Source organism: Amphibacillus marinus (assembly GCF_900110345.1).
Classification (GTDB): domain Bacteria; phylum Bacillota; class Bacilli; order Bacillales; family Amphibacillaceae; genus Amphibacillus_D; species Amphibacillus_D marinus.
The window spans coordinates 144,785-157,315 of sequence record NZ_FODJ01000007.1 but is presented as its reverse complement, the minus strand read 5'-3'; the positions used below and the strand labels follow the sequence as shown (position 1 = coordinate 157,315).

Here is a 12,531-nt window from a genome sequence, read left to right as displayed (position 1 = left end):
GCGGCACGTATGTCCCACTAACATAAATTGTAGAGAAGAAAAGCGAAAATGACTTAAAATACCGTCGAACAGTACCACCAATCTGCCCGATCGTAGGAAAAAGAGGCTGAAATGTACGTATTCCACCCCCATTGGTACGTTAAAATTCAATTAATTGCTTCATATCCTCTATTCGACCTCTGGAAAGGGGGAGCTTAACTTGCTTCTGTCCTTTCAAAATTAGCGTATAGCTATTTTTCGAGTAGCTAATTAATTCCGAAACACGCTGTAAATTAACAAGGTAGGAGCGATGACATCTAAAAAACCCGAATTTAATTAAACGCTCTTCTAGCTGATTCAGCGTTAAATCTGTTGGAAACTGCTCGTCACCAATTCGAATATAACTGACGCTGTTAATACTTTCAATGAAATCAATTTCATCAGGGCTAAAGAAAATTGTTTTATCCGCTACTTTGCTTGAAACTTTGAAGACATTTACTGGTTTGCTGGAAGCGGAACTTTCCACAAGCTGATCAGAATCATTGGCTAAATCTGTTTTTTCAAGACCGGCCATGCTGTCGTAACGATAAATATCATCACTGAGCAGGAGAAGGTCCTCAATATAATTAGACGTCACGACGACAGCAATCTTTTTTTCTCGGTAGCGCTCAAGTGCTCTTAGATAAAGCTCGATTCCCTCATCTGAGCTATTGCTCAGTGGGTTTTCAATAATGACAAGCTTTGGTGAGAACAAAAACATCCGAAACAGGCTAACTCGTTTTTTTTGCTCATTGGTGAGCTGATCAATTTTTGTTTGCCAAACATCGGACAACGAAAAGCCCGCCATCTCCTGCTCAAGCGGTTCTCTATAACCAGCAATCTTTTGAAAAAAACTTAAATAACCATGCACGCTCATCTCGTGATAAAGTCCATCATCCTGGCGGTCAATGAAAATAGCTTCTGTTTGCTTAATGATACGACCACTTGAAGGAAGCTGTTTTTCCTGAATAAGGTCCAGCATCATTGCACTCTCTTCTTTAGACAGCTTGATCCCTATTTGCGCCGCTTCAGTTATGACTAACTGAAAATCTTTTAACAGGGTTCGATTATTTACTTGTTTCATAATTCGCTCAAAAGTCAGTAATTCCATAGCGCCACACTTTCTTTTTGTATTTATGCTCTAAGTATAACACCCAATTTAGCATTTGGTAGGCGTAAAATGATTATGCATTCCGTTATTTAATAGACCTCATTGATAAAAAAGTGGCTGCTGTGTTGTTTTTAACTAAAAAGGATTTTGAGTCGTATGAAACACAACTCAAAACCCTTTTTAGCTTTATTGCAGATTAACTGCCTGTAAATCCAATTCGTTCAGAGGCCGCACTTTGGTCATACCTTTAGGTGAATGCCTGTGGTGCTAACAATCAGCGGGGATAAAGACCCCCACTGATTGAAGATCCACCTATATTTATATTTCAACTTTTACTAAGATGCACTTCGTTCACCTTATTTTCCAACATAATACGTTTCTGGTGGACCAAGATAGCTAGCGGCTGGTTTATTGGCTTCTGGATAGATAACTAGCTTTTCTAGGACAAAACCTGGACTAACTGCATAGATCCGCAACGTATTCAACCCTTTATCAGCCTGGATCTTGATCACGTGCTTATGAATGTTACTTAACACGCCCTGTCCCCAGTTATGGTCATTCACCTGGTAACCGTCAGGCAGAACATTGATTATGCTAACGTCATTGTCATTGAGCTGAACTCCGCAAAATAATGTGTTAGCGTTGGTAACTGAATTTGACGGTTGCATATATAGCTCCACTTCATGGGTACCCGTTTCCGATAGCACAAATTGATAGTCAAGGTAAGGGGCATCCTTGCCAATCGTAAAGTGCTCAGTCGTTGGAAAGGCTTTAACAGCAGACAAGGTTTTGCCATAGCCTTGAAGTACGTGAAACTGATGTAGGTCGCCCTGAGCGTTTGTTGCATTTTGTTTTGCAAAATAATGGGCTGCCTCAATTGAAATATAGCCATTGGTTTCAATATAGGTCTGCTCTGGTAGCTCGGTAAATTTCGATTGAGTAGCCTTTACCAGCAGGGTACATGCACCAGTAGGTAGCTTAATTACAATGCTGCCTTCTGTTTCACCATTCATAGCGGCTCGATTAATTGTGAACGTAATCACTTCGGTCGTTTTTTCCTTACCGTCAAGGCTGCCACTCAGCCTTGAGCATGTCAACCATGCTGTTTCATTAATAATCTGATAGGCTGCTTCTTGATCGCTCACACTTGAGATCGTGACGGATGCCTGCTCAATATCTGGCTGGAGAAAGTCACTTAACAATAAAGTATGCTTGTGCCACGGAGAACCCTCAGTATGCTGTTCCGTGCCATCAACAGTGACAACCAATCTGGGTTTATTCGCTGGCCATGTCTGCATTAAGACTGGATTCTGGTTTTCATCTTCATTCCAATGGGTAAAGCCAATGTGCTCAGATAGCCCAAGTCCATACCATTTGCCATTCTCAATCGTGTGATACTGATCAACGAGCGCGCGATCTCTTCTCAAGCATGCCTGTACCTGTTCAGCTAGCTGATTCGCTTCAAGCTTACCTAGCTTGGCAGCCGCATTATTTTTGCCAGTTAGTAGCCATAGCTTTTGCAGGTTTAAATTCCCTACTGCCGGATAATAAGCAAGTGCGACGTAAGCGGAAAGATGCTCGGCATCAATTGCTTGGTAAAGCTCTTCTGCTATTTGTAGGAGCTGATCAATTTGTTCAAGAGTCTGGTCAGTTTCTTTAAAGTTAACGGGATGATAGACATTGACATTCATCGTTTCTGGACGACGATTATGCGCAAGCTTAGTATAGCCTGTCAGTAAGTCAAACAGTTTATCTCGATCGAACTCAGAAAATTTATTAGCAAAATGTTGGTCAACCCATTGCTTGGTATACAGGTCAGTCTGATTAATTGCATCCGTTCCCCATTTATCAAAATCATAGGCTAAGTCTAAGAAATAAGCCAACGGGAATTCCTGCGTGGCAATATCACCAACATTGACGAGCCAAAGATCACGAATACCAAAGTCATAAGCCATCGTCATTTGCTCCCAAATCTTAGGCAGGTAAGAGCTATTAATCCATTCATAGGAGACCGGGCCTCCATGATAATCAAAATGATAGTACATGCCGTAGCCACCTTGATGATCGCGCATGTCTTCGGTTGGTAGTGTACGGAGGTTGCCATGATTATCATCACAAAGCATGAGAATGACATTCTCTAGCTCCTCCGAATTGATTAAACCTTGAGTATCCTTATCTCCATAGAAGAAGGGCTCTACCTCTTTATATAGCGCCAGCATTCTCGGCACTTCTGCCAGATTAGGGTTTACATGTTCGCGGATGAGCTGGTTTTGGGTCTTTAGCACATCACGAAGCATGGCAATATTATCTGCCAATGTCGATTCTTTGTCCATAATTGCGGTATCCTGCTCACCCCGCATACCGACCGTTATGACATTCTCAAACTGTCCGCTTCGCTTCAGGCCATTCTCCCAAAATTTAATAATTCCGTCTCTATTTGTAATGAAATTCCACGCATCACCGTATTTGGAGTCTGCTCCCCGCAAATATTTATACTCTTCTCCATAACGCAGGCAGGGCTCATGATGGGAGGCACCCATAACCACGCCATACTCATCTGCCAATTCTGCATTTGCTAAGCCTGGCCCGTCATCGCTAAAACGTGCTGACCACATAGCTGGCCAGAGGTAGTTCCCCTTTAACCTGAGTAGGAGCTCAAACACGTGATCATACATTTCCGCATTAAACCCGCCAAAATTATGTGTCGTCCAGCTCCCAAAAGCTGGCCATTCATCATTAATAAAAAAGCCCCGATAACGCACAGAAGGTTCTTTAGAAGTATAAATGAAATTTGTACCCAACGAAAATACTTCTTTTCGTGCAGGCTTGACACTATTCCAATTTACTAAAGGAGACACACCTAATTGCTCCGATAAATGGAATAGGCCGTAGATTGCCCCACGCTTGTCACTTCCTGCGATAATAAGGGCTGATTCCACCCCTTCAAACGGCTGCTCAATAACTTGGAACAAGAACACTTCTCGTTTGCCTGTAATTGTTGCAAGATCAATTCGCTTCTGCTCTGCTAATTTTTGTAGCATCGGGCTATGTTCGACAGTTCCATAAATAATAGCATGCTTGGCAAGCTTGGTTCGATCACCTGTTGCTTGTGGCAGATAACCGAAAACTAATTTAATATCATGCATAACCTTTGCTGCTACTTTATTCACCCCACTATAAGCCCCTAGCTCCTGATAAAATAATGCTCCAGAGTTTGTCGTAGCTGTTTTTAACATATCTTGATTAATTACAAATTCCATCATAAAATCCTCCCAATATTTATTAGTAACAATTATTCTTTAGGACAGCTTGTTAAGGTACAAAAAAATGGATCCCAATTGGTTGGACTAGTAATCTCCCTGTTTGAAAGAGGAAACAAAACTGGAAACTACATTTCAACTAAACTAAAAGTCTGTTATAACCTATTTATAGCTTCTCTGTATATTTCTAAAGCATTTCGCTCTATTTAATTTTCGTTCAGGCCTATTATAGGATGAATGTATGTGACAGACAATTGATAAACTATAGCATTGTTACGATAAAGTAAATGAATGATGCTGAATCTTACACATATAAAAAAGCTGCATCGTGTTATGTTTAACTCCGATGCAGCCTACACACGCATTTATATTCAATTTACGCACAACTACCTCTCTGCTTGTCAAAGCCAGAACGACAATTTCATTCCTAATAAAGCTGGACCTTCCCCTCTGAATTACAATGATTTAATGTCAGACGGGCATCATCATTATGGCGAATATACCTACGGCAGGCAGCTACTATCCGCATACTATATGGTTCTTGATGCCTTTAGCACATATTATTTTTCATGGGCAGGACGTCAAAACAGGTAAGTCAACAGAGATAGTTATGCGTTGATTTAGTAATTGCCTATAGCTTAATTAAGCACCAGATCTATTTGCTTTCCAACGAAGGTAGCCAAGCAAGAGCTGAATGAAGCCTATGATCAGATAGACAACATGGACAAAGACAATATCCCAAAGCACATAGCATTGTATAATGATCCATAGGCAAAGAATGAGACCCATTAGCATGTTTGCATAATGCGCATAACTGCCTTCACGGATAGTAATTATTCCCGCTAATAGGTTGGCACAGCCAAGCACAAGAGAAAGGAATAACCCTGGGATGAGGAAACTTTGGAACGGCCCATTTTGCAATGCGTCATCGGGCATACCCATCGGATTGGCCGGATCAAGAATAGCCGGGATACCGCCCACTAAAGCACCTAAACCAACAAAAAAGTGTAATACGACCAATTGCCACTTAAGCTTCATTTTATCCACCTCTTAATTATAATTATTTTTAAATAATAATGTTTTAGCGAATTAACTATGTTCAATATTATGATATAGTTCATGCTTAGCGAGCAGACTAGCTAACAAGACTGAGAGCAACGCCAAAGAAAAAAAGAAGACCAAAATTGGGGCAGTACCAATTGTCATGGCTGTATAAACGGTATTTAACACTGGACCTACAACTAGAATAATAGGTGCAATAGCAATGACAAGCCAGAAATATTGGTATAGCTTTAGCTTTATGTTTACTATCATGGGTAGCATGCCAATTGCAGTTAATACGCTCGGCCAGAGAAAGATGTAACTTAATCCTGGTAAGTAACGGCTAGTTATGCCCGCCAAAAATGTTAAAATGACCAGAAAACTGGTTATTATCGCATAAATGTTTAGCTTTTTAGTTAACCAGCTTAAAATTATAATCCAATAGAGTATAGCTATTAACCCAAATGTGATTAGCATCAGCCCCTTATTTTTAACATCAAAGGCAAAAACAATGTCATAAATGGCAAAGCCAAAAGCATGACTAAATCCTAACAAGATTAAATAAGTGAGCACGAATAAAGCAACAAAACTACATAGCAGAATGAAAGGAGCGATCGCGGCCTGCTTAACCGTCAGTTTGTTTTTTCTCAAGGCGAGAATAAGGACTAACACTGTTAGAATCAAGCAGATCAGAAACAGAATAGGAACTAGATTTTCCGAATAGACTACTAGTTGATTTAGTCCAATTGTAAAATAGATGGCATTCATTTCGCTTGTTGCAATCTGCTCAAGTGCGGAATCATCGGCAAAAGCGAAGTGCTCAATCAGTTCAAGCGTATTTAAGCCATGATGAAGGATGGTTGTTTGATCGGCGTTCTCAACGTTATCACTTGGTTGATGGTAGGTTTCAATACCAGCAAAGTTAGCGAAATTGAGACCTTGATTACCGTATTCCTTATACACGGAGAAATCTGTATCATTGTTCATCATTTGATAAAGGTCATAAATGTAGGCATATGCGTTTGGGTAGCTTAATGCCTGCTGTGCCGCCTTAATAATTGAATAATTCCCTTCATTTGTCTCAAATAATGTAGCAGCTCCAGTATTACCACGTGCTTCTAAATTGACAATGACTTTGGTATTAGCCAACAGCTCAGAATAATCCTCTGCTAATGCGCTTGCGCCTAAAAGACCTAGTTCTTCTGCATCGGTAAAAATAAAGTAGAGATTATGCTTTGGTTGGCGATTTAAGCTTTGGAAGGCACGTGCCGCTTCCAGTAACGACACAACACCGTAACCTGCATCAGCAGCACCCGGGCTTGAGCGGACAGAATCATGATGGCTCGTAAAGATTAGATTACTTTCTGATTCACCTGGAATCTTCCCAATAATATTAGTTACTTCTCCATTTATGCCACTTGTTGGGTAGATAGATTGTTCAATTTCAGTGGTCAGTTTTTTGTGAATTTCTACTTCTATACCGTTAGCTTCTAACTGCTTAATTATGTATCGTCTTACCTCTTGATTAGCGAGTGAACGAAAGGAACGAGGCTCTGTTGCAATTTGTTCAAGGTGCTCCAATGCGCGTGCTACTGAAAATTGCTCTTCCGGTACATCCCCCGCTTGCTGAGTTGGTCCTTTTATTTGTATAACAGTGAGCATAATGGTCGTAACAATTGTAGCAACGACAGTAATCACACATGCACAATATTGGCGTTTGCTTCTCACATTCCTCACCCTTTTTAGATCATTATATAGCATATTGATAGCTGGGGGTTATGAGTTGTTACTTAAAATTCTGCTGTTTTTATAAATGTTCGTAGCTTTGTCACATGTCAAATCGATATCCTCAGCTAGAAACAGGATTACTTTAATGGACTGACTTAATTACTAAGAAAAAACTGAATTTATATTTAGATAATAGTGCGTTAGGAAGCAGCAAAAAAGCAAAGCCCGCTTATCTTGGACTTTGCTCTTAATTAACTATCATGCTCTAACGTGATCCGCCACCACCACCACCGAATGACCCACCGCCGCCACCAAAGCTGGTTGAGCCGCCGCCACCGCTGGCAGCACTAGCACCACTGCTATAGCCACTTGACATGTTTCTTGAAAAGATATGCATCATATAAATATCGGTATAGGATAGATGTGATTCCTCAAAATAATGAGGGTGAAAGTCCCGTAGTTGTTCAGCTACTTGCTCGGCAATGCCATAAAGACTTGCCCAGATAAGGAGATCATCCCAAAGGGCGACTTCTCGTGCCTCTCGTTCGTCAAGTAGGGAAAAATCCTTTAAATAATTTTCAAACTGCACAAGCTGATTAAACAACTGCTCACCCCGCTCGGTACCTTTGACAACTTTTGTTTTCATATTCCCGAGATAGCTGACTTCAACTTCTTCAAGGTAGCGTTGTTCGATAAGCGTCTCCTTAGACTTTACAGGCAAGTCGGTTTCAATTGCTTGAATTTTTTCATAGTTTTTTTGGGCCCATTTCTTTAGCTTACTGTCATTAACCACACCATTTGTATCTGCTGATGCGGATAGAATTTCCCAAAAGCGCTGTTCAAAGGGTGCGGTGAAGGATTCCCTTGGATCAAGCTTAATTGAAGTCACTTCACTTTTGAAGACTCGACCGGTTTCTTGATGTGAAATTGTGAGGCGCTCTTCACGTAACCATTTCAGCATATAGGCATTAAAATACGCCTCCATATCACCTTTACCAACTTCTTTTAGTAGATAAGCAATATCAGTAATCTGTCCGTTTGTGTATGGAACACTGCGATGATACTGATCCTCATTAAGTTGCTGACGTTGCTTGCCGGTTACCAATGGGTTGGCCCGTTTAACTGCTTTAGCGTAAGCAACACCAATAATTGTTGCGATTGCAGCAAAGATTAGTACAATAGCACCGATAGCGATCACGATTATCATCCCAATAAAATCACTGCTGCTGTTATAGCTACTCCCCTCCTTTGCCAGCTCTTGCTGTTCACTTAACGACTGGTCAAGGGAACGAATAGGTTGAAAGGGGCTGTCTGGAAATTGCATCAAGATGGTGATATAGCTTTGATTCGCTAGCGGCTCCCTGGACCAGCCAATCAAATCACCATTCTCTAAGTGTACCTCTCCTTCAAAACCGAAACCCCAGATTCGTGTATCATCGGGTGTAAATGGTTCAGGTCCAGAAATGGTAAGCGTTACTTCTTCGGGATGTATATTATTTTCACGTCCATCAAAGAGTTGCCAGTTCATCCCTTGACCGTCCTCAAGCTGACGCACCATATCGGTAATGGTATAGGTAACGGTATACTCATGCTCACCATATTCACCAATGCCCCAGCTCAGTTCTTGCCCATCACTTGTTTCTACAATGCCATACTTACCAGCTTTCTCTTCCCTGCTGGCATCAATATCCCAGTCAGGTTGATAGGTTAATGGTTCGCCATAATCACTAACATGAAAGTCCGTTACTTCTGACCCACCTAAGTTTTCCATAACAATATAGATTTCAGTATCTTCCGTTAAGTACATTTGTCTCGTTTCGGTAATAATCCCCGAGCCATCCTCTTGTAATTCAATGTAGTAATCAAGCGATGACATTGAGTTGGCTAAGAGATCGGGCGAAAATGTAACAGCCACCGTCAAAGTCACCAGTAGTGCTATTAAAAGTTTTTGAAAATTTTTCTTCATTTTATCAGCTCCAACTTGGCATGTCTGTTTTTGTTGCCGTATTTTCAAAATAGGCTTCCGTCGTAAAGTTAAACAGAGATGCAATAATATTTGAAGGGACAGATTGGATAACGCGATTATACTTTGTCACTGTATCATTAAAAATCATTCTTGATTGTCGCACCTGTTGCTCATAGCGATCAACATTTTTCAATGTTTCCTGATAAACTGAACTTGCTTTTAGATCAGGATAGCTTTCTGCAATTGCAAGTAAGCGTCCCATTGCCTGATTAAAGAGCTCATCATCTTTTGCTACCTCCGCAACGGCTGCAGTTTGACCTAATGAAGTGCGTTGCTCTGTTATTGATTCAAGTGTCTTGGCTTCATATTCGGCATATTGCTTTGTTCCTTCGATCATATTTTGTAATGCATCCCAACGTGACTCAATTTGCGCAGCAATTTGGCCCATTGAATTGCGGACAAACTCACGCGCGCTAATTAATTGATTGTATGTAGAAATTGCCCAAAGTACAATTACTACAGCTAGCACCACAAACAAAATTAACCCAATGTTACTTGTTAAAAAACCCATGATAACGCCCCCTTAATTTTATACTTCTATTGTAACGAAAAAATTAACTTAATGGCTAATAAGAATTATGCGCAATAATCCCTTATTACCTCTATACCCTTTTTTCATGCTTTTGTAACATAAATTTAATCTAGTAGGTGATAAATGGCTTATCAACAGACTTGGGACTCATGTTAATTAAAACCAGAAAAGGGGTAGGACTACCTTTGTTGACGCATCTGGCGCTTGCGTTTACCTGATACCGCAAAAGCACGCTATTATTAACAAATCCCCAGTTTTTCAAAAAATCCTCATAAAAAAAGAAGAGAAGTGATCATTCTCTTCAGCAAAGTTTATATACCCAATTCATCCTTCATCCGTTGCAGTTCATCATCCACTGCCCCACCCTGAAGGCCAGAACTATATTTCTCCTCTAGCTTGCCAGCCTCATCAACTGGCTCTTCATTTAGCGATGCCATTGCATTTGCTTCATCTAGGCGTTGCGTTGCCCGCTCTTCCATTTTCTTAATGGCCCCAGCTGAGCCTGAATCACCAGCTGAAGTGGTTAAGCTGTTGAGCTTTTCTGTCGAGTTTGCAATTGAGAGCTGAGCCTTAATTGCTGCACGTCGTGCTTTTAAGGCTTCGATATCATTTGCTAATTTATCATGCATATGACGCATCTTGCTCGCATTTTCATGGGCGAGAGCAAAGGTGTTAGCCAGACCTACACCCACATCCTCTAGCTCCTGTTTCTTTGCTAAAAACACGCGTGCGTCACTTTCATTTCCTGCTGTTAACGCTTTTTTAGCTAGCTCAGCATATTTATTCACTTCACCATGGTTCTCGTCTAACTGTCGCTTAATTTTTGACTCTTCAGCCATCACACTCATGGTGTTCTTTCTTACTTCAGCTAAGTCATTCAGCATATTGCGCAATTGTTGATCGATAACTTTTTCTGGGTCCTCTGCTCGATCTAGTGCAGCATTAACATTTGAACTAATAATACTCTTAAAACGTTGTAAAATTGACATAAGATCACACTCCTTCTTCCTCATCGTATTTCGATGCCAGGCTATCGGCAGTTACCGTACCAAATTTCTCAATTGGTTGGTTAAGCATTTCTTCTGTCTTTTCTCCTTCAAACTGAGATCTTCGCTGCTTTTGCTTACGAATATGATAATAAAATGCAAAGATAACAGCGACTCCAAAAGCGACAAACACAGCTATTAGAAATGGATCTGTTTCATTATTCATTATAGCATCTGCAGTCTGCTGGAAGGCAAGACTTAAAAACTCAGAATCTGCAACATCGTCTTGATCATAATAGTAGGCAACATAATCGAATAAGATGTCACCGGCCTCAGCATCAATCACAGTTTGAGCTTGAGTACCCGTCACGTAATGCATACTATAAGCGTCCGCTGGAATACCTTCAACAAATAACAGTAACAGATGCGCCTCATCGGTAAATAGGGCATCGTAAAGCAGATTACCATAATCCTCTATGCTAGAAAAAGAGGGCGAAAAATCGCCCTCAATGTTGTCCGTCATATAAACATATGGTTGGACGCCAGTCTCATTATAAAAATGACTCAAGCCGTTCGTTAAAACCGTTTGGTTATCAACCCAATTTAACTCATCTGTAAAATAATCAGTTTCGTTTACAACACCCGACTCAAGTGGTGCACGTTCAATAGTTGAAGGTGTTATTCCACTTACTGGTGATGTTGACTCACTAAAAAGCGCCGAAATGATTGAGAAAAAGATGATAATACCAAAAAAGATTAATAATCCAATACCAATCAGTTTGACAACTCGTAGTCCCGCTCCACGATTCGGGTTGCTTGGACGTCGGTGACGTGGCTGTCGAGGCTGACGTGCTTGGCGAGGGTGTTCGTCATAATATTCCTGTTGGTGATTGTCGTAATCGTAATGATCGTCATGACGACGAGGTTGCTTTCTCAATGGCACCGCACGCTGACGCGGCCTTGATCGATTATCATAATAGGGGTCACGTCGGTCGTGCTGATGACGATGATGCGAATCATGATAATGATCACGTCGATGTTCCGGATGATCATAATAGCCATCTTGATGACGACCGTTATGATGATAGTGGTCATCATAGCGTTGTCGTGAATGATTTCCTTCATGAAAATGGTCATGATTGCTCCCATGATCATGACGACGTGCATCGTGATGATGACGATCTCGTTTGGATTGGGTTTGATTAACCGTATTTGCTGTTGCAAACGTTTTAGCTGTTTGCCTTTTATGATCTTTTGTAGTTTTTTTTGCTGTATTCCGTTTAGCATCTTTTTCTGTTGTTTTAGCTGTTGGCTTTTTATTATCTTTTGCTTCAGCTTTTGGCTTACTAGAATTATTAGAGCTATTACGCTTATTTAACGGTGCGGTATTACCGGCTTGCGCTGAGGTTACCGAGCTTGAGCCCACTCTACCAGATCCACCACGAGCGCCACCTGAACTGTTCCCACGCAAAGTGCTAGATTTCGGTTTCGTTACTGTGCTTTTGCTTTCACTTGACCTTGCAGGGCTACTCTTGCTTGCACTCCCTCTGCTTACTGTACTTTTACTTCCACTAAGGTTACTGGCAGTTTTTGTACTTGATGCGCTCTTGCTCGAACTACTTTTACTTAAACTCCCGCCGCCTCTTCCTCTACCCATGATTCATCACTCCCATTATTTCAATCTACGCTTACATATCTAAGCAAAAAGTAGCATAACAGTGCCAAAGTGTCAATGCTAAAAAGTGGTGAAAATGCCTGCAAAATAAGTGATAAAGCTTATTAACTTAGCTTTTTCCAACTAATTTCTCTTGTCAAAAAAATTTAACTGA

The 12,531-nt window shown here is 40.9% G+C and carries 8 protein-coding genes; all 8 read right to left on the bottom strand.

Annotated elements, in window-relative coordinates:
- Nucleotides 1-139 precede the first annotated feature (139 nt).
- The gene (locus BM000_RS10845) at nt 140-1,129 is read right to left on the bottom strand and encodes a LytTR family transcriptional regulator DNA-binding domain-containing protein (RefSeq protein ID WP_091498057.1); all 990 of its coding nucleotides are present in this window, start codon (nt 1,127-1,129) and stop codon (nt 140-142) included.
- A gap of 356 nt (nt 1,130-1,485) precedes the next feature.
- Nucleotides 1,486-4,392, bottom strand: a complete 2,907-nt coding sequence (locus tag BM000_RS10840) for a glycosyl hydrolase 115 family protein (RefSeq protein ID WP_245751636.1) — start codon at nt 4,390-4,392, stop codon at nt 1,486-1,488.
- 639 nt (nt 4,393-5,031) lie between these two features.
- Nucleotides 5,032-5,427: a hypothetical protein gene (locus BM000_RS10835; protein ID WP_091498052.1), complete on the bottom strand. Its 396-nt coding sequence runs from the start codon at nt 5,425-5,427 to the stop codon at nt 5,032-5,034.
- Nucleotides 5,428-5,478: 51 nt separating this feature from the next.
- Nucleotides 5,479-7,158: a M20/M25/M40 family metallo-hydrolase gene (locus BM000_RS10830; protein ID WP_177178278.1), complete on the bottom strand. Its 1,680-nt coding sequence runs from the start codon at nt 7,156-7,158 to the stop codon at nt 5,479-5,481.
- 265 nt (nt 7,159-7,423) lie between these two features.
- Nucleotides 7,424-9,124 (bottom strand): DUF2207 family protein, encoded by a 1,701-nt coding sequence (locus BM000_RS10825; protein WP_091498048.1) that lies wholly within the window; start codon nt 9,122-9,124, stop codon nt 7,424-7,426.
- Between the two features lie 4 nt (nt 9,125-9,128).
- Nucleotides 9,129-9,695, bottom strand: coding sequence for a LemA family protein (locus BM000_RS10820; protein ID WP_091498046.1), 567 nt, complete (start codon nt 9,693-9,695; stop codon nt 9,129-9,131).
- Between the two features lie 332 nt (nt 9,696-10,027).
- Nucleotides 10,028-10,705, bottom strand: a complete 678-nt coding sequence (locus BM000_RS10815; RefSeq protein ID WP_091498043.1) for a PspA/IM30 family protein — start codon at nt 10,703-10,705, stop codon at nt 10,028-10,030.
- 4 nt (nt 10,706-10,709) lie between these two features.
- On the bottom strand, nt 10,710-12,359 hold the full coding sequence (locus BM000_RS10810; RefSeq protein ID WP_091498041.1) for a hypothetical protein: 1,650 nt from the start codon (nt 12,357-12,359) through the stop codon (nt 10,710-10,712).
- Nucleotides 12,360-12,531: the final 172 nt, after the last annotated feature.

What these genes read in the sequence shown, in the direction of transcription:
- BM000_RS10845 (WP_091498057.1), bottom strand. Translation starts at nt 1,129, where the DNA reads ATGGAATTACTGACTTTTGAGCGAATTATGAAACAAGTAAATAATCGA.
- BM000_RS10840 (WP_245751636.1), bottom strand. Translation starts at nt 4,392, where the DNA reads ATGATGGAATTTGTAATTAATCAAGATATGTTAAAAACAGCTACGACA.
- BM000_RS10835 (WP_091498052.1), bottom strand. Translation starts at nt 5,427, where the DNA reads ATGAAGCTTAAGTGGCAATTGGTCGTATTACACTTTTTTGTTGGTTTA.
- BM000_RS10825 (WP_091498048.1), bottom strand. Translation starts at nt 9,124, where the DNA reads ATGAAGAAAAATTTTCAAAAACTTTTAATAGCACTACTGGTGACTTTG.
- BM000_RS10820 (WP_091498046.1), bottom strand. Translation starts at nt 9,695, where the DNA reads ATGGGTTTTTTAACAAGTAACATTGGGTTAATTTTGTTTGTGGTGCTA.
- BM000_RS10815 (WP_091498043.1), bottom strand. Translation starts at nt 10,705, where the DNA reads ATGTCAATTTTACAACGTTTTAAGAGTATTATTAGTTCAAATGTTAAT.
- BM000_RS10810 (WP_091498041.1), bottom strand. Translation starts at nt 12,359, where the DNA reads ATGGGTAGAGGAAGAGGCGGCGGGAGTTTAAGTAAAAGTAGTTCGAGC.